An 18,131-nucleotide genomic window follows, 5' to 3' on the forward strand; every position below is an offset into this window, starting at 1 on the left:
TCGTCATATTCTTCCAATTCATAGTATAATAAGACTATATTAAAAGACCTATTGCAACCAAATGAATTATTATACCAAATGGATTGGCAGGTGGACACGTGAACATTTTTGACACAATTCCTGAAAAATTTTTCTCTGTGCTGTCATCGGGGAACAAAGAAATATATGTTGATGCGCTCATGCTGCTACATCAGATGTTCAAGTATGAACTTAATATACGGGTAGACGATTATATCTCGTCTTTGATAGCCCAAATTGAGGATAAGTCCTTTATGCTCGAAGAAGATGACGAAGTAACCGAAGTCAACTTGACATCTAATGTTAAGGCGCGTTTGATATTGAACCGCCTGATTAAAACGGGATGGGTAGATAAGGAGTTTCTGGATGGATCATTTATTGAAATTATTACTCCACGTGATTATGCCATTAAAGTAATGAAGCTCTTGAGTGAACTAAGTGATCAGACCCTGCACGAGTATAACTCCCTCGTATTCGCGACTTATTCTGGTCTCAAGCAAGCTAAAAATGAACATCAAGGGCAAATGTATGAGGCAGTCTTGTCCGCAAAGACAAACACGGAGCAACTTACTTACGAGCTAAAAAGGCTTTATCATGGAATTCGCAGTTATTTGCGGAGAATACAGGAGCAGAGCGAAGTGAATGTGCTGCTGAAAAACCATTTTGAAGAATACAAAAGGATGTCCGACAGTATTTATCATCCGATCAAAACAATGGATTCTATTCATCGTTACATGGCACCAATTCAGGAGATATTGTCAGATATTCTTGCGGATGAAGAACTCATGGATGGAATGCGATCAAGAGCCATGACGATCCGAAAATATGAGAATGATGATGAGGCGGGGCAGGAGATCATATCATCAATTGATTATGTTTTGGATGTATACCAGTCAATTGGAGGAATTGTGAATGAAATTGATAGAAAGCACAGCGCATACACAAAAATCTCTATTGAAAAAATCCAATACCTGATGACTGCAGACCAAAGTATCAAGGGAAAACTGGTTGAGCTGTTGAAAGAATACTCAAAATCCTCAGATACCAAGCGCACTGTAATCATTGAAATGCTTGAAAAGAATATAAGAGTCAATCGACAAGAATTTATTGATGGAAAATCTCTCTAATCACAAAAATGTACGTAGTAGGCGTGTCAATTCTGAACCGCTGGAAATCACAGATGATAGTACGTTTTCTAATGCGGCTATGACTGGAATGCTGCAACAAATTAAAAATGGATACCCCGTGGCAAGAATTCGAACATATGTAAACAGTCTTTTTAAAGAAAATGAATTTTCAATTAATAGTGAGACAATATCGATTAATAACGATGAGGACTTTATACTTCTGATACTGGCTATGGTTCGGGCTAATGAACGAGGCATGAATTACAAGGTGCAAATGAACAATGGTCGACTTGATAGAAATGGTTACATAATTCCTAATATGACGTTCAGCAAAAGAGAGGTGGGGCACCATGTGGAATGAGAAGTACATAGGACTTACTACTTATGAGAAAGGCGAGTTCAAACGTTTGGCGAATTACCTATTATCTCATACATATATGGTGCGATATGAATATCAGTCTTCACAGCAGATGACCTTGCCAAACTACGACTATCAGATAGCTTCACGTCTATTCGGAATTTTGCAAGATTATTTTGCGGTCACTGGCTGGAGGCTTGAAAAAGATGATAATTATGGAATCATGTCCTTAATAAATATATTTGACCATAATCGCCTGAGGATTGATCGATTCACTACATTGTTTTTATATACATGCCGTCTCATATACGAAGAAGAGCGAGAACAAGTAAATAGCTTCCATACGGTTAAAACAGATACTCAAGCAGTTGTTGAAAAAATGCGAATGCTTGGTCTTCTTGATAAGGGGAAAACAACACAAAAAGAACGTATTGAGGCTCAAAGAACGCTTGCGCATCATAATATTATTCAAAAAATGGAATCTTCTGCATGGAACAATGAAGGTAATCAAATTCTCATTCTCCCATCCATCTTATCTATTATTTCCAATCAAGGCATCAACGATATGATAACAGAATTAGATGAGCTTGGAGTAGATGACGACACTAGCACAACTGGAGAAAAGGAGGAATAGAAATGAAACGGATGACAAAACTCTTACTGATTCATTGGCACTACTTTGTCCATGAAGTCATTGAGTTAGATAAAGTGAATTTTCTGACCGGAAAAAATGCCTCAGGGAAGTCGACGGTTATGGATGCTCTGCAGTTGTTACTACTTGCCGATACTAGTGGTAGCTTCTTCAACAAGGCTGCTAGTGGACGTGGTAATCGAACCTTAAGTGGATATTTACGCGGTGAATTAGGTGACGATGAAGATTCAGGTTTTAAATATCTACGTAATGGACGTTTTACAAGCTATATCGCTTTAGAGTTCTTTGATGAGGAAAAGAAAAAATATTTTACCGCAGGGTGTTGCTTTGATACTTATTCGGAAAACGATATGCAAAAACTATTTTTTCGATTTGACGGAGCCATGCCGTCAAATGAGTTCGTTATTAATAGGAAGCCGATGGATATTACAACTTTGAGGGCACATATCAAGGAACACTATTCGATAGGACGTAGTTATACTACCGATGTAAATCGGGATTTTAGGCAGGATTTATATGGGAAACTTGGAGGCTTGCGTGATCGCTTCGGCCAGTTATTGAGGAAAGCTGTTTCGTTTAATCCCGATGTTGACATACAAAAATTTATCTCAGAATTCGTCTGTGATACGCAACAAACAGTTGATGTCAGCCGTATGCAGGAAAATATTAGAAGCTATAAAAGCCTGGAGCAAGAGGCTGATGTGCTTAAGGATCGAATCACTTTGCTTGAACATATTGTTACGGATCATCAAACCTTTGAAACCCACAGACAAAATGAAATTCTATATTCCTATCTGATTGACCGCGCGCAAGTAGATATCAAATTGACTACTAGTGCAGGCGAGAAAGAAAAAGTAACCGCTTATTCCGCCCAGCTAACTGTATTGAAGGATACGGTAGCTAAGGAAACTGAGCGACAGAGCAAACTGCAGGGTGAACGTAATATCATGCAAGCCAACCTGCTCAGTAACAAGGAAGCGCAAGTTTTAGAGAATCTTCAATCTCAAATCTCAGAGAAAGAGCAACTAATATCTACGCTTCATGGGGATTTCGGTAGGACTTCTGCATTACTTTCGAGAAGCATTGCTTCATGGAGGATGAACATTAACGGGTTCATTCAGAATATTCAAGGGACAGATACTAGCTCTCTCGATCCGATATTGACGACTCGTGTTCATGACCTTGTTGACGAAGGACGACAGTTTTATGCAAAGCTTGAAATACTCGGAAATAGTGATGCAGCAGCCATTTTAACAGTTGGGGAGAAAGGGCTCATTCACTATGCAGCCAGAGCGGATGCTATACGTATGCAGTGCAACGGCCTCGTTTCACGATTCTCTGAAGAACAACAGAAGGTTGCAGATAATCGTAAAGGATTACAGACGGAGCAGCAGTCCCTTGAAAATGGTATCTATCGCTTTCCACAGGATGTACTTGATCTCAAGGAAGCTGTTATAGGGCGTTTACATACCCAAACTGGTTCATCAGTTAAGGTAGTAGTAGTGTCGGAAGCAGCTGAACTTAGGAATAAACGCTGGCGTAATGTTATTGAAGGATATCTTAATACACAAAAATTCTATCTGATTGTTCCCCCCGAGCACTTTGACACTGCACTTCGTGTTTATGATGATATTAAGAGACAACGAAACATCTATAACACTGGTATTGTGGATATTGAAAAGCTACGGAGAATAAATCCCATTGCAGAACCTGGAAGCCTTGCTGAAGAACTTGAAACAGATGATCCCAATGTGCGCTTATTTTTAGATTTTACACTTGGTCGTGTAAAAAAATGTGACCGCGTCAGTGATTTACGCCGGCATCGAACAGCGATTACAGACGATGGAATGTTATACCAGAATTTTGTTGTAAGAGCGATGAATCCAGATAGATGGGCTAAACCTGCCATTGGCCAAGGTGCGATTCAGCAACGCTTGGAAGATGTAAAAAGAGAGATTAAAGAGTTAACTGATAAAATAGCTGTTTGTGCATCTGTAAAGATTGCCTTTCAATCGGGAAATGCTCTAATGATTTTAAGCGAATCGGACGCCAAACAAACTGTTACGGCAGCGGTAAATGTTGGACAGATTCCAGAGATAGAACAAGAAGTCATTTTGCTGAATAAAAGTATGGAGTCTATTGATAAAAGCGCTGTTGAAGCAATGCAGGAACGCATCGAGTCATTGGATCAACAACTGGGGGCTCTTTATAAACACATTGACATATATAAGCACGAATTCAGCACCATCGAAGAACGCTTGCGTGTATGCTTAGAGGAAACAATTCCAAGACTTTCTAAAGAGTTGGAAACGATGGAGTTAGAACTTTCTAGAAAATACGAAGCAGAATGGCTCCAGAGCACAGGAAATACAAGATATCAACGTGAGCTCTTAAGTAGAGGTAATGCAGTTGATATTGAACGGGCATTTCCGAGAGAACTTAGCCGCTCCGTAAACGCTAAAAACGCTTTGTGGGACGGGTTGCGAACTTTGCGCCGCCAATATAATGATAAGTATATAATGGGGTATGATATTGACGTCGTGAGTAATGACGCTTACGATAATGCGTGGATTGAGCTCAGCGATATTAAACTTCCGGAATATTTGACTCGTATCGCCGATGCCCGAAGTAAAGCTTTTGAGCAGTTTCAGGAGGATTTTTTAAGCCGTCTACAATATAACATTAAGGATGCAAGGCGGCAGATTGATGGACTAAACAGTGCATTAAGCGGAAGTTCCTTTGGCGAGGATACATATCGTTTTCTGATTATTCCAAAACAGGAATATAAACGATATTATGATATGATTGTAGATCCAATGCTGCTGGAAGGCGGGTATAATCTTTTGTCTGATCAGTTTAATGCAAAATACAAGGATGAGATTGCAGAACTGTTTGCAATTATTACGAATGAAGGAACCGGTTCGAAAGCGCAGGAACGCGATGATTATGAAAAACGAGTACAAGCTTTTACGGATTATCGTACTTACCTTTCTTTCGATTTAGAGGTCATTAACCGCGAGGGAGAATCACAAAGACTCTCTAAAACACTTGGGAAAAAATCTGGTGGAGAAACTCAGACGCCATTTTATATTGCAGTATTAGCATCGTTTGCGCAATTATATCGCATTGGCCGGGACAAGACAGCTAATACATCTCGTATCATCCTGTTTGATGAAGCATTTTCCAAGATGGATGGCGAGCGAATTGTGCGTAGTGTTGAATTGTTACGTGAGTTTAACTTTCAAGTGGTACTTTCAGCACCACCTGATAAAATTGGGGATATTGCCACTCTTGTAGATAGGAATTTATGCGTGTTACGTGTAGGAAAGCAGGCATGCGTGCGTAGTTTCGACCCTAGGAAGTTGGAGGAGCTTGAATATGAGTGAAGGATTTAAGCGCCAAATAGTTTCAGCTTTACTTGATAAATATGAGCGTAGCAGTTTTTTTTACGCGGAAACGTCCGACACGTCGAATTATGCTGAAATTATATGATGGAGGTCAAACAGAGTTCCCACAGTATGATATAGAGCAATATGAAAAGCGCAGTATGATAAATCTTGCAGTACAGGCCTTGTATGAGGCTCAACTTTTATCATATCGATGGATGAAGGGTGAAGAAAGTCACATCATAGCAGAGGTATGGCTGAATTTTGAGAATATCTCTTCTGCGTACTCCTTAATTGGGCGGCAACCAAAGGGCGATGTGGTGGATGAGGTTTGTTTAGAACTGTTAAATTCAATAGATAAAGTTCGTAGCGGATGGGCAAAACAGTTTCTGAGCGATGCATATGACATCATTTCTAGAAAACGCTCTATTGGAAATAGATTACCAATAGATAGAAGCGAGCGTAGTGATCTCCTTCGTGCAATATGTTTTATTGATCAAATGGGTGAGTTAGAAATGCTTGAGCGTGTATTTTCGCTTCAATGTTTCGGAGATTCAAAGAGATTCGAGAAAGCGATAAGAGCACGGCTGCTTGGCATATTGTCCAAATATCTAGATTATGAATATGATAATACTGATGAGGAAATTCTTAGACAAGTAGGTATTACGAAGTATCCAGAACAATTGGAGTTTTGTGGGCAAGTAACCATGTCATTTGATAGCGGAACCATTGACTTTTCACATTTGATTTTTGGGGGCGTTGTGAACTCGAAAGATTTCCAACGAGGTCAGTTAAGATTATCTCCAACAATAGAACGTGTGATCTCAATAGAAAATAGGGCAAACTATATTGAGTATATCTATAAGCAAAAAAATGACCATGAATTAGTTGTGTTCCACGGAGGGCAATTTAGCCCTGCTAAGCGGAAATTTTTAATGGCTGTTGCTGCATCCATACCTACGACTAGCCATTGGTATCATTGGGGAGATATCGACTTTGGTGGATTTTCTATGCTAGCAAGACTAAGACGGGAAATTAAGAACGATGTTATTCCGTATCGCATGGATAAATCAGAATTGATAAGATATTCTTTGTTAACAGCATCAGTACAGCCGAAATATATTGAAAAGCTATGTAGCTTGAAGCGGCATAGCGAGCTTGTCGATTGTTTACCCTGCATTGACCATATGATAGAAAATCGTGTCAAACTGGAACAGGAAGCTATGTTGACCGATCTTATTTAATAATCAAACTTAATAAAATGGTAATCAAATAACAAAAGCGATCATGCCAAACTGAGCATGATCGCTTTTGTTATTTGATGTCAGTTATTGCTTTTTATTTCGTCGAGTTCATCTTCAACCAATCCTACTAATTCAGCAGCTTTCATACCTAGCGCCGCAGCATTAGCAAGTAATGAATTTAATGTAGGCTGGTGGATTCCTCGTTCTAGCATGGATATGTATGTTCGATCAAGATTACTACGGAATGCCAATTCTTCTTGGCTTACCTTCTGCTTCTTGCGAACACTTTTTAATATCTGTCCAAAAATGGCTTCTGAGTTCAAAGGGATACCTCTTTTTGAACTCATTATCCTTGTGTTTATAACTACATTTCCACGGAGTATACTCTACAAAATGATGTAAATCTCTATTTTTTTGTGATGTGATCTGACTGGAAGTAGTAACATATACCAATCTAAGAGGAGCATGAATGAAATGAAAAATTGTCCTAATTGTGGAGATCAAAAGCAACATCTGGATTCTTTGTACAAATGTACGAATTGTTTTAAAGTATATTGTTCTCGTTGTGGCAACAATAGCTGCCCACAATGTGGTTGCGGTGGAGTTACCTTAGAAATCTGACAGACTAATTCAATTAGAGTGGAGAAGGAATGATATGGAACAGACAAAGAAGAAAATTCGAGGTAAATGGTTCATAATGTTATTGGTTGGCCTTATCTTGCTTGTTGGTGTCGTAGGCTATTTTTTAAATGACAAATACAATTGGATAATTAGTACTTCTACAACACCCAATTATGACTACACACCAGATCAATTTACAGAAATGGATTTATTCATCTTTGATACTACAAAGAAAAAGCAAATCGATTATGGAATGGAAAAGTCTAAGGTAGAACGAATTATTGGACAATCCATAGAAAAAGCAATGGAGTTCCCAGCATCGCATCCGCTCGAATCACTTGTATATCCAGATGGATTACAGATCGTCTATAGACTTGATCGAGTCGTTCATATCCTTATAACTTCAGAAGGGCTAAATAGATATGTAACCATGAGGAACATTGGACTCAATAATGGTCCCAACGATCATTTAGTTGTATATGGACTTAAACCTACTGTATTAAGTGAAGATGGAGATATGTACATGTTTGAAAAGGTGAATAACAGCTTTAAAAAGTTAAATGAAAATGCCTATGCTGAAAATCAGGATTTAACGGTTTATCAAATTTCATTCCAAAGGGAAAACGCCAAGCTTGTATCCATATCGATTTCAGATATGCTCTTTGCAAAGAAATTTTATTAATGGGCATCTTATGATGTTGAAATGAAGGAGACAACAAAATGAGTAAGCGTATAATTAATGTGTTAATGCTGACATTCATACTGATATTAACAGTAACTGTTATACCGTTAGGAGCATATGCAGCCAACAACGATATTAAAGTCACAATCAATGGCAAACAGCTATATTTCGATGTAAACCCGCAATCTATTGACGGTAGGACATTTGTTCCTATGAGAGGGATTTTTGGAGCTCTTGGCGCAGACATTAAATGGGATGGGAAGACAAAGACTGTTACAGGCTCCTAAGGGGAAACGACGGTTAAGTTATCGATAAATCAAAAGCATGCAAACATAAACGGCAAAACGGTTAATTTGGATGCACCAGCTACAATCGTCAAAGGTAGCACTTTGGTTCCAGTTCGCTTTATTGCAGAAAGTCTTGGAGCTGATGTGAAACAAGCGATTACTATTACTTCCTATTATAATAGTAGGAGTGTTTCTGCTAATGATTTGACGGCGATTAAAAGCTATATTGGAAAATTTCGAAGCTCAAACAACATATTGATGGATGTGACAGAGGCAAAGGATGCAGTTGAAATCTACAAGAGGCTACAATCTGATTCTATTAAGCAATCAGGTAAGCTACTGGGTATTCAAATCTTTGGAGCTTCTGAAGATGTTCCGGCATTCAATTATTTGAGTAAAACAGCCACCATTTTTCCAGATCGGAGTATGAGCAGATTTGATTTAGTTTTAAATGGAGAGCCGTTCCTTACAGACTATTTCTATTCTAATTTTAACAATGATTCTGCTCAGCTTAAAAAAGAAATAAGCCCTTATGCGGTATTTGATGAAAAGACAATTAAAATTGATTTTGAACCTCAGTGGAAAGTAGTTAGACTTCCCCTTTCTAAGGGTGAAATTGAAGGTTACTTCAAACGATTTGATGAATACACTACAAAACGTAACGCTCAAAAATCTGTTCCAGTTGTAAACTTCTCAAGTCCAACCTATGGGAACATTCCTGGAACGCCAGAGGATGGAGAAGATTTCTGAGATCCAAACGATGAACGTAGACTTCTTTACCAAAAAGATGATTACAGCTATGTCCTTCAACGTCTGGATAAAGAATTTAACATTCTAAAGAATTATCGTTTGTATGGCAACCAACAAGGCGACATTAAAGTCAAAACAAATGTATCTGGAGACTACACAAAGGATAACGTTGCTAAAGAAAATGGAACTGGAATTGTTGACTTTTTCTTTAACGGAGCAGGTAGTTTTACTAAGACAAAATTCAAGGTAGTTGAAAGAGGCAACGAAGCGCCTTCTATTGGTTCAGACTCATCTGAAAAGATTATGACATCAGCAACAGTGAACAAAGTTCTATCAAAGAACTATTACACAATGATTATGATGCAAGCAGATGACGCTAAAAATCTCAGCAACAAGAGTTTGGTCCATGAAATGATGGCAAATGGTAAAGCAATTAGCGTATTTGCAGGAAGTAATAAGATTTTATCAGGTGGATTAAATAATATTGCTCCCTTGGAAGATATGAAACCAACTTTGTATTATTTCACATACAATTTCTACAAAAACCAAAGTGAAGGTTTAAATAGAACCGATAGTTATTTCAATGCTTCAAAAGTATTTGTAACTGAACTATTAAATCATCAAGATTTGAAGTGGGAGCCCAACTTTGAGTTTGGGATTACAAATCTCGCCTCACTTCATAGTCTTGGAGTTATCGAATACCCTTGAAAACCCTCATATTCATTGCTGTTTAAAGAAGCCGACTCAGTAAAAAGAGTCGGCTTCTTTGCTTTGGGGCAGAACCTGTGGAAGTTTTTCCACAGGTTCTGCCATTTATAAAAATTATCAAAAGAAAAATTTTCGTTAAAGAATTTCGAAGAAGTATATACCATATGGGTGTTGTTTGGAGGATAGATATACCAGTTTCCATAATTTTACAAAATTATCCTCATACTAATAATACTCATGGAGGTACGACATGTACACAATCGATCAAATCATTACAGAACTACCTGAGTTGGAGATTCCGGGTTCTTTTTGGTTCTCTGGAGCTTTGCCGTTTACGTCGAAAGTAACACAATATATAATTATTATAGTTAGTTACATATAGTTAGTTACATATAGTTAGAGAGGTGTTTGGTATGGAATTTGTAGAACCTATCCGGAGTAAAAAACAGATTGATGCTTTGAAGAAGTATCTGCGAGGGCAGAATATCCGAGATTATCTATTGTTTGTGCTTGGCATCAATTCAGGGTTGCGGATATCTGATTTGCTCAAGCTTCAGGTGGAAGAGGTGTACAATCAAGATCGGATCAGCATTCGAGAGCAAAAGACAGGTAAGAGAAAAGATTTGCCCTTGTCGGATACCTGTAAAAAGGCAATTCAGGAATATGTAAAAGCAACAGGTCATAAGTCAGGAGCGCTGTTTGCTAGCCGCAAAGTTGGGAACCCAATTAGCCGAGTACATGCTTACCGGATACTGAGTGAAGGGGCAAGCCGTGTTGGCATTAAAGAAGCCGTTGGAACACATACCTTGAGAAAATCTTTTGCCTTTCATGCTTACCAAAGTGGTGTAGATATTACTCGTATTCAAAAGTTGCTCAATCATTCAGCACCGAGTGTGACTTTAGCGTACATAGGAATCACACGACAAGAGCTGGATAATGTTTATTTCAATCTTAACCTATGAAGACGTTAACGGATGTATTACATCTGGTTAATGTTTTTTTCATTTTCAGTAGCATATAAGGGAGGAGCACTAATAATGAATCAAATCATCAATGCCAAAGGAACAAACATTTATCCGGGACAAGTAAAATATATATGGGTTGCAACTTGTTCTTGTGGGAATAAGCTTGTACGAGCAATGAAAGAAACTGGTTTAAACATGTATGTTGGTAAAGAACGTTTTTCCTGCAAACAATGTGGAGAATGCTTACAGAAGAAAGGACAAGATTATTTTAAAGGAGATCAGATGATTAGTCGGGAGCAGGTATGGGCGGAAACTGACTTTGATGAATAGCTTTTTTCTAAGAATAGCCTTGAAGTGGTCAAAGTGTTAATTCTTTGTTCAATGAATCTTTACACTTTCATGTGAAGCTATTTAATCAGGTTATGTTCTGCTCAACAAGATATAAGCTTAAAACTAAGCCGCAGAAGTGGAAATAAGGTGTAAGGAAGTGTCAATTATGGATGAACAAATGCTGCTGATGTTTGCAGATGCCATTGAGCGAAAAAGGTTACTACGAGTTACGTTTACAACCAGAAGTGGAGAGGAACGGAGTAGACGATGTGCGCCGCTGGATTTGGCACCTAGTGAACGAGCAAAGATCAAATTTTACAAATATCATAAGTGGGACTTGGATATCGAGCCAAGACCACATTTTCTGAGTTTAAGTCCAGAACAAGTTGTCCAACTGGAGATAACCACCGAGTCATTTATGCCGGAGCAGATTGTAACCTGGGCAAGAAAGAACCCTTGGACAATCATTAGGGATTGGGGAAGCTTGTCGTAAAGCGTGCAGGATAACTTCATTTTAATCAAGCTTTATGAGCCTGTAGTGTAGAAATTCACTATGGGCTTTGTTTTAGCTTTTAAATGAAGATACATAGCAAAATAGTTACTATATTAAGCGGAAGAAATGGTGTTCGTGGGTCAAGCATGTTGATAAGATCGACTCGAGAAAAAATACCAATTTATAGGAGGAAAAGCAATGGCAATAAGAATAGGGTTACAGGCAGAAATAGCCGTGGAAATAATCAGGTTACACAGGAAGATGAACAAACGATGTCAGAACAGCTTCAAAGTGAAAATGAGCAGACAAGTATTGATGAAGAAATTCAAGTTCATGAAGAGATAAGGCAAGCGCAAGTCCAACAAGATGAGAAGGTCTCGGCCCAGGAAGAATCAACTTCACCTGAGTTAGCTATTAATGAGAATTTAAATGAAGAGCAGATTATTAAAGAAGAACAGGATATCGTCCCTGAACAAGGGAATCGCGAACAGAAGCATGAAGATTCATCACAGCAGGAAGCAATATTAAATGAAGAAAATACACAAGAGTTGCAGCAAGAAATAAATGATGGCAAAGAAGAGCGACCGCTTGCCATTGAAGATATTGTATAGCCGGGAAAATTTGGAGTAACGAACAGCCAAATGATTCCTGCCATGAAGCAAGTGATTGCGGTTGGCTAAGTAGAAAAGCTGAGGATGCTTCGCTCTATGTACCTGTATTCCTTCGAGAATTCGCTAAGGTATCTGAAAAAGTCGGAACGGGAATTCATTCAAAATAACCTCAAATAGAACAAGTCGGAGCATGGATTGGTCATGTGCTCCGACTTGTTTTTATTTTGTTAATTTTTCTGACTGTCTTGCGAGTTTGGCTCAATATCCGGGCCACATGCTCATGAAATTGCCGCAACGCTTTGCCGGATGGCTGATTAACTTCTTTGATTACATATTCACATTTCTTCATGAATTACGCCTCCAAAATTTTACAGTTGTCATATTCGATGATGTGTCATCAAAAATGCTCAACATTCTATTTGGAAGGCGGCAAAAATTTAACACGTTTGGAGTAGAACACATTATGGAAAGCAAAACAATTAAACACGTAGCCGTTTATTTAAGAAAATCACGAGACGATGGTGAGTTTGAAGACGTTCTCTCAAAGCATAGGGATACCCTTCTGTCCTTGGTCGAGAATCGAAATTGGACCTATAGGTTATATGAAGAAGTGGCCTCTGGTGAAAAGATAGAGTCCCGTAAGGAAATGCAGAAGTTACTTCGGCATGTTGAAGACAAGCTCTATGATGGAGTAGTAGTCATGGATATTGACCGTTTAGGGCGTGGAGAAAACAAGGATTGGGCACTCATTAAAGATACATTCTTAAACTCAGAAACGGTCATTATCACACCAAACAAGATATACGATCTGGAAATAGACAATGACGATGTATCATTTGATTTCATGTCCATTTTTGCCAGAATAGAATACTAAACGATTAAGCGAAGAATGAAGCAGGGCAAAAAGGCTGGGGCGAAGAAAGGCACGTGGACAAACGGAAAGCCACCGTTTCCATACTATTATGATAAGAACACAAGGTCGGTACTGGTGGATGAAACGAAGCGTCCGATTTACCGAGCGATTGTTGAAAAGTATTTGAATGGAACAAACCTTGGTCATATTGCCATTTGGTTGACGGATAACAAGATACCTACGCCATACAACATTAAGCCTGATGAAAAGAACAAGGGATGGTCAAATATTACGGTTCAAAGATTGCTGGCAAGTGAGATCCATTTGGGGTATATCACTTATGGCAAAACCCGTTCCAAGCGTGGTAAGGTGGAACTTGTACCTGAAAAAGAGCGGATTAAAGTCATGGGAACACATGAAAAGCTGAAAACGCCTGAAGAACATGAAGTCATTATGGAGCGGCTGCTTAAGAATCGCATGCTGAACCCCAATTCAAGGCGTAACATTTTTCCTTTGTCAGGGTTGCTGTATTGTCAGAAATGTGGTTCTCGAATGAGATTTAGAGTAGGTGAGAATAAGAAACAGGGACAGCATTGGAGTGCATTATGCTATCACCAGTACAAAGACGGAAGCAAATGTGAACAGCGGGGCAAGGTAATGGATGCTGACTTCTTCAATGCTTTGTATGACCGGATTATTCATGTAGACCCGAATATTTTACAGGAGATTGAATTGTATGGAAGTAGGTACAATGACACACAGGTCATTATCGAGGTCAAAGAGCAGGAGTTGAAAAAGCAGAAGCGGGCGCTGGACAAGCTGCATGAATCGTATGAAGAGGACATGATAACGAAGCAAGTGTTTTTAGAGCGAAAGGCTGTTCGATCAAGGCAGATACAGAAGTTGGAGGAAGAGTTGAAGAATTTACGGAAGGTTGTAGTAGATGAAGGTAATTATCCGACTGCGGAGCAGATATATGAGCGGATAGGTGAGTTTAGAGAGTTGTGGAGCAGTTCAGTGACAAGTGAAGAGAAGAATCGGGCGTTGAAGAAGCTAGTGGAGCGGATTGTGTATAATCGGGAAGGGAATCGGGTGGAGTTGACGGTTTGTTATAGGTGAGAATACTATATTGGTAGACTTCTGGAATTTATCCTAGAAGTCTCTTTTTATATGGTACAATATGCCTAAAACTATTATTTATCATAAATATGGAGATGAAAATGTTATGTGACCTTTAGGGGAATACGAAAGATTAGTACAAGAAATTAAAAGGCGAGAAAATTCTGATATTTCTATAACTTTTGGTTTACTTATTGTTGATTATCGACAACAGTTGAACAGGGAGTATATTCTTAACTACATTAACAGATTTAACTATAAGTCTAATAAATATATTAACTTTTATTTGCCAGGCTATTACGAAGAAGAGATTTATGGTTCTGAGCAAACCATTAAAATTAACGCTAAGAAATATTATTTCAGTGATGAGATGTTTGTGTGAATCAATTGTTAAATAAAATTCCGCCGTACAGGCGGTTTTTTTACGCTGTATCCCTCTTACTATGCCTAAATAATATTTGGATAATAGGTTATGATGATTTACGACTATTATCGACAGTTAATGACTAATAACTTCTGGTACAATATTACTAAATTCGTGCTTGGAGGTGTCTCGTTGAAAGTTGTTATGCCATCAGAAGTGCAGATGCAAGCATTATTATCAGGTAAATCATCAAGCTTGAACGTTAAATTGGAACTTCAATCTCAGACAATACGTCTTCAAAGAGGATTTGATCGATTAGTCTGTCTCTCGGAAATAGATATAGAACCTCGTCCATGGCAAACAGAAGCGGCATTAAAAGTATTGCGTGATATGAAAGGCAGTGCAATATTGGCCGATGAGGTGGGACTCGGTAAAACGATAGAAGCGGGTTTGATTATTAAGGAACTTTGCACTAGAGGGCTTATCAAGTCAGTATTAATCCTTGTCCCGGCTCCGCTGGTGGAGCAATGGAAAGAAGAACTAGCTGAGAAATTTCATATCGAGCTAAAGGACAGCAAGGAATCAGGCTGGGAGAAGGATAACTTTATTATTTCGTCCATTCCTGGGCTCGTGCGTTCTGAAGAGAGGAAAAGAAAAATAAGTGAGCGTACATTTGATCTCCTTGTAGTGGACGAAGCACACTGTCTTAAAAATCATACTACAGCTACTTATAAGTTCATCTACAGCATTAGTAAGATAAACACGTTACTTATGTCAGCTACACCTATCCAAAATGATATTAGAGAATTATACAATCTAGTAAATATACTGAAACCCGGTTATTTACGTAGTCGAAAATTATTCAGAGAAGAATATATTATTAATCGTTATACACCCAAAAATATTGAAAACCTTAAGGATCTTCTTAATAACGTTATGATCAGAAATCGAAGAGCTAATACATTAGTTGAGCTACCGAGACGGCATGTTTACAGCTTGGAAATTGAGTTGTCTGATATTGAGAGAGACTTTCATAATCAAGTAATTGATTTCTGTAGAAATATTTATCGTAAGTACGTTGACGGTCAAATTCCAATTGGATGGGATAAGACGGAAATTAATCTAATTGTCCTTATTCTATTGATGCTTCTAAAGCAAAATTGCAGCAGTCCTCATTCAACCTTAAGGACTCTTAGAAATCGGATGCTCCCACGCTTATCGGGTTTTGATGATCAGAAAATATGTGAGGATCTTATTGGTTTTGGAGAGAGTATAGGTATTCCAACAAAAACATTAGAACTTATAAAAATTATTAAAGCCAATAATAATCAGGTCATAGTATATTCCGAATATATTCCCACCATTGAAATGTTACAGTCTGTATTTACCGATCAAGGCGTTACTTTTACGACTTATCATGGAGGTCTCTCTTCCATTCAAAAACAAATATCAATCGAACGATTTAGAGACGGGAAATGCCAAGTCTTTATATCAACAGAGTCAGGTGGACAAGGTCTCAATTTGCAATTTTGTCATAGACTAATAAATTATGACCTTCCTTGGAATCCGATGAGAATTGAACAAAGAATTGGACGGGTACATCGTTTTGGACAAGTAAATAATGTTGAAATATACACGATGCCTACTAAGGGGACAATTGATGAATATCTTCTCTATATTCTAACCTCAAAAGTTAATTTATTCGAGATAGTTATTGGGGAACTAGACACGATACTATCCTATATGAAAGTTGAAAACGACTCACTTGAGGTTAAAATTGGAAAAATCATTTTAGAATCTGTCTCTGCATCTGAAATTGAAAATAAACTACGAGAAATCGGTGAAGATATGCTAAAAGCTAAACAAGAATTGGAAGATGATATCGATCAGACTACAAAAATATTGAATCTTATCGGAGTGGGTGCTTAGATTGCAGTTTTTTCAACTTAAAGACTATATTAAAGAAAGCTGTGCGTTTCTAGGAATAGATGTAGTTACGATCACCGAGCATCTGATGCGTATTAAGATCCCACAGCATCTTAAAAATGAGTTCTCAGGTGTCATTGAATATGAGATCAGTTTCATTAAAACCTCGAATCCACAGCAAACTTACATAACATTCGAATCATTTTTGACACAGAAGTTAGCCAAATTAGTTGCTGAGCAAAATCATGGTGTCGGGCATATCCTGTTAAATTACCCCATTGACCTAATGATGGAAGAAATTACGAAAAAGTTTCCAAACTGTGAAATTGGGCTAGAAAGTAAAGAACTAGTCGAGTTTGACAAGCTATATGTTTGGTGTAAAACAACGGTTCATGGACAACTAATTGAGGAATATCTTAAAGGATTTGAAGCTAATATTGAGACTGGTAGTGTAAACCCTCTAGTTGAAGACTTGGAACAAATTTTACTTGAAGGTAATACTGTCTCGATAGATGGACTATCTAGAGAAAAGTTGGATCTGGCTCTTTCCACTGTGTTAAATGAAGCATCTAAAGACGCTGAACGCTTTGTTGATAAGATTACGAGGCAAACAAATAAACAACTACTACATGAGATTAAACGGATAACTGATTATTATGATACCCTTATTGCAGATAATCAGGCTGGGGAAACTTCAAAAGGTAATGATCCTAAAACGGAAATTGATCTATTAGTCAAAGAGCGTGAGGCACTAATTCATCAGCAGCAATTAAAGTTTTCTATGTCAGAAAATGAAGTTATAATTGAGCCGGTAGCTATACTGGTTGCTAGAAATATCGTTGAACATGCCGCAGTAAGAATCCATAGAAATGATGGGAACACTCTTCTTAAGATTCATGGTGACAATCCAATAAATATTCACTGCCCTATTAGCGACTCTACAGAAGGGCCTTTTACAATTACTAGTGATCATGCTGTAGTTGCCGAAAAACATAGCTTTATATGTACGACTTGCAATAAGCTTTTTGATGAACGGAAACTAAATGGTTGCATGATCTGTACAGATCCAATTTGTCCATCTTGTATGACGATATCAAGTGTATCAAAGAAGCCATTATGTAATGCTCATGATATCAATTGCCCTACTTGCTTACAGCCTTGCGCTGAAGTGGAACAGCATCTTTGCACAAATTGTAACCAATTCTATTGCTCTAATTGCAATCAAGGAAACCTTTGTCCTTTGTGTAAATCTATAACGCCCATTAGCTCAATCACACCTACTTTGCAACGGATAATAAAAGCAATGCCTAATTCAGTTAAATCCAAAAAATTTGAGTATGCAGAAAAGGGAAATCGAATTGCTCTAATAGGTAAAGGTCTCCTTTTTAAAGAGTTTTTCGTCATTTATGATAAAAAAGAAGAACGAATTATAGTGATGCAAGAATTCGGAATGTTTAATAAAAAGAAGTAGGGTATTTTTAGAGTGAATATATTAATAGTTATGGGTCCGTTAATAAGATTGTGTGATTTTTTTGTAATGATTACCAGTGGATAGCCCTACAAAAAGAATACAGTTTTTTTTAAAAGCAGCAGCTGTTCGATAAACTCCTAAAATAAAAAGTTGGGCGGAAAAGGGG

At 38.0% G+C, this 18,131-nt stretch carries 17 protein-coding genes and 1 pseudogene; 17 read left to right on the forward strand and 1 reads right to left on the reverse strand.

Features of this window, described 5'->3' with window-relative positions; all coding sequences use genetic code 11:
- Window positions 1-98 precede the first annotated feature (98 nt).
- From JCM16418_RS18485 to JCM16418_RS18505, 5 genes are read left to right on the forward strand one after another with little or no spacing between them, the layout of a single operon-like run.
- A complete protein-coding gene (locus tag JCM16418_RS18485) occupies window positions 99-1,145 on the forward strand; it encodes a Wadjet anti-phage system protein JetA family protein (protein WP_036651945.1) in 1,047 nt (348 codons plus the stop codon).
- Window positions 1,129-1,506, forward strand: coding sequence for a Wadjet anti-phage system protein JetA family protein (locus JCM16418_RS26445; protein WP_036651947.1), 378 nt, complete (start codon window positions 1,129-1,131; stop codon window positions 1,504-1,506). Before JCM16418_RS18485 ends, JCM16418_RS26445 begins: the two co-directional genes overlap by 17 nt.
- On the forward strand, window positions 1,496-2,137 hold the full coding sequence (locus JCM16418_RS18495; protein WP_052020526.1) for a DUF4194 domain-containing protein: 642 nt from the start codon (window positions 1,496-1,498) through the stop codon (window positions 2,135-2,137). The genes JCM16418_RS26445 and JCM16418_RS18495 overlap by 11 nt, the downstream gene beginning before the upstream one ends.
- Before the next feature lie 2 nt (window positions 2,138-2,139).
- Window positions 2,140-5,541: an ATP-binding protein gene (locus JCM16418_RS18500; RefSeq protein WP_036651948.1), complete on the forward strand. Its 3,402-nt coding sequence runs from the start codon at window positions 2,140-2,142 to the stop codon at window positions 5,539-5,541.
- Between the two features lie 41 nt (window positions 5,542-5,582).
- The gene (locus tag JCM16418_RS18505) at window positions 5,583-6,785 is read left to right on the forward strand and encodes a Wadjet anti-phage system protein JetD domain-containing protein (protein ID WP_148298855.1); all 1,203 of its coding nucleotides are present in this window, start codon (window positions 5,583-5,585) and stop codon (window positions 6,783-6,785) included.
- Between the two features lie 80 nt (window positions 6,786-6,865).
- Here the strand turns inward: JCM16418_RS18505 and JCM16418_RS18510 are convergent, their stop codons facing one another.
- The gene (locus tag JCM16418_RS18510) at window positions 6,866-7,108 is read right to left on the reverse strand and encodes a helix-turn-helix domain-containing protein (protein WP_036651952.1); all 243 of its coding nucleotides are present in this window, start codon (window positions 7,106-7,108) and stop codon (window positions 6,866-6,868) included.
- 332 nt (window positions 7,109-7,440) lie between these two features.
- On the opposite strand from JCM16418_RS18510, the gene JCM16418_RS18515 reads away from it, so the two are divergent.
- The 12 genes and pseudogenes from JCM16418_RS18515 to JCM16418_RS18570 all read left to right on the forward strand — a co-directional run bounded on the left by JCM16418_RS18515 (window position 7,441) and on the right by JCM16418_RS18570 (window position 17,965).
- Window positions 7,441-8,088, forward strand: coding sequence for a hypothetical protein (locus tag JCM16418_RS18515; RefSeq protein WP_036651954.1), 648 nt, complete (start codon window positions 7,441-7,443; stop codon window positions 8,086-8,088).
- Between the two features lie 65 nt (window positions 8,089-8,153).
- Window positions 8,154-9,125 (forward strand): annotated as a pseudogene (locus tag JCM16418_RS18525) (copper amine oxidase N-terminal domain-containing protein).
- 99 nt (window positions 9,126-9,224) lie between these two features.
- Window positions 9,225-9,833 (forward strand): hypothetical protein, encoded by a 609-nt coding sequence (locus JCM16418_RS18530; RefSeq protein ID WP_036651959.1) that lies wholly within the window; start codon window positions 9,225-9,227, stop codon window positions 9,831-9,833.
- A gap of 250 nt (window positions 9,834-10,083) precedes the next feature.
- Entirely contained in the window at window positions 10,084-10,215 is a 132-nt protein-coding gene (locus tag JCM16418_RS26450; RefSeq protein WP_256203070.1) for a hypothetical protein, read from the forward strand.
- Between the two features lie 31 nt (window positions 10,216-10,246).
- Entirely contained in the window at window positions 10,247-10,795 is a 549-nt protein-coding gene (locus tag JCM16418_RS18535; protein ID WP_036651961.1) for a site-specific integrase, read from the forward strand.
- Window positions 10,796-10,870: 75 nt separating this feature from the next.
- Complete coding sequence (locus JCM16418_RS18540; RefSeq protein ID WP_036651963.1) at window positions 10,871-11,128, forward strand: hypothetical protein; 258 nt, start codon at window positions 10,871-10,873, stop codon at window positions 11,126-11,128.
- A 166-nt stretch (window positions 11,129-11,294) separates the two neighbouring features.
- Complete coding sequence (locus JCM16418_RS18545) at window positions 11,295-11,621, forward strand: hypothetical protein (RefSeq protein ID WP_052020530.1); 327 nt, start codon at window positions 11,295-11,297, stop codon at window positions 11,619-11,621.
- Between the two features lie 146 nt (window positions 11,622-11,767).
- On the forward strand, window positions 11,768-12,232 hold the full coding sequence (locus tag JCM16418_RS18550) for a hypothetical protein (RefSeq protein WP_148298857.1): 465 nt from the start codon (window positions 11,768-11,770) through the stop codon (window positions 12,230-12,232).
- 280 nt (window positions 12,233-12,512) lie between these two features.
- A complete protein-coding gene (locus JCM16418_RS18555) occupies window positions 12,513-13,106 on the forward strand; it encodes a recombinase family protein (protein ID WP_158442447.1) in 594 nt (197 codons plus the stop codon).
- A gap of 15 nt (window positions 13,107-13,121) precedes the next feature.
- Window positions 13,122-14,204: a recombinase family protein gene (locus tag JCM16418_RS18560; RefSeq protein ID WP_036651969.1), complete on the forward strand. Its 1,083-nt coding sequence runs from the start codon at window positions 13,122-13,124 to the stop codon at window positions 14,202-14,204.
- A gap of 556 nt (window positions 14,205-14,760) precedes the next feature.
- Entirely contained in the window at window positions 14,761-16,497 is a 1,737-nt protein-coding gene (locus JCM16418_RS18565; protein ID WP_052020532.1) for a DEAD/DEAH box helicase, read from the forward strand.
- 1 nt (window position 16,498) lies between these two features.
- Window positions 16,499-17,965, forward strand: a complete 1,467-nt coding sequence (locus tag JCM16418_RS18570) for a hypothetical protein (protein ID WP_036651971.1) — start codon at window positions 16,499-16,501, stop codon at window positions 17,963-17,965.
- Window positions 17,966-18,131: the final 166 nt, after the last annotated feature.

Source organism: Paenibacillus pini JCM 16418 (genome assembly GCF_000576305.1).
GTDB classification, from domain to species: domain Bacteria; phylum Bacillota; class Bacilli; order Paenibacillales; family Paenibacillaceae; genus Paenibacillus_AQ; species Paenibacillus_AQ pini.

Excerpts from the sequence above, each read along its gene's own strand:
- JCM16418_RS18515 (WP_036651954.1), top strand. The coding sequence starts at position 7,441 with ATGGAACAGACAAAGAAGAAAATTCGAGGTAAATGGTTCATAATGTTA.
- JCM16418_RS26450 (WP_256203070.1), top strand. The coding sequence starts at position 10,084 with ATGTACACAATCGATCAAATCATTACAGAACTACCTGAGTTGGAGATT.
- JCM16418_RS18555 (WP_158442447.1), top strand. The coding sequence starts at position 12,513 with ATGAAATTGCCGCAACGCTTTGCCGGATGGCTGATTAACTTCTTTGAT.
- JCM16418_RS18505 (WP_148298855.1), top strand. The coding sequence starts at position 5,583 with ATGAGCGTAGCAGTTTTTTTTACGCGGAAACGTCCGACACGTCGAATT.
- JCM16418_RS18540 (WP_036651963.1), top strand. The coding sequence starts at position 10,871 with ATGAATCAAATCATCAATGCCAAAGGAACAAACATTTATCCGGGACAA.
- JCM16418_RS18560 (WP_036651969.1), top strand. The coding sequence starts at position 13,122 with ATGAAGCAGGGCAAAAAGGCTGGGGCGAAGAAAGGCACGTGGACAAAC.
- JCM16418_RS18535 (WP_036651961.1), top strand. The coding sequence starts at position 10,247 with ATGGAATTTGTAGAACCTATCCGGAGTAAAAAACAGATTGATGCTTTG.
- JCM16418_RS18500 (WP_036651948.1), top strand. The coding sequence starts at position 2,140 with ATGAAACGGATGACAAAACTCTTACTGATTCATTGGCACTACTTTGTC.
- JCM16418_RS18495 (WP_052020526.1), top strand. The coding sequence starts at position 1,496 with ATGTGGAATGAGAAGTACATAGGACTTACTACTTATGAGAAAGGCGAG.
- JCM16418_RS18550 (WP_148298857.1), top strand. The coding sequence starts at position 11,768 with ATGTTGATAAGATCGACTCGAGAAAAAATACCAATTTATAGGAGGAAA.
- JCM16418_RS18545 (WP_052020530.1), top strand. The coding sequence starts at position 11,295 with ATGGATGAACAAATGCTGCTGATGTTTGCAGATGCCATTGAGCGAAAA.
- JCM16418_RS26445 (WP_036651947.1), top strand. The coding sequence starts at position 1,129 with ATGGAAAATCTCTCTAATCACAAAAATGTACGTAGTAGGCGTGTCAAT.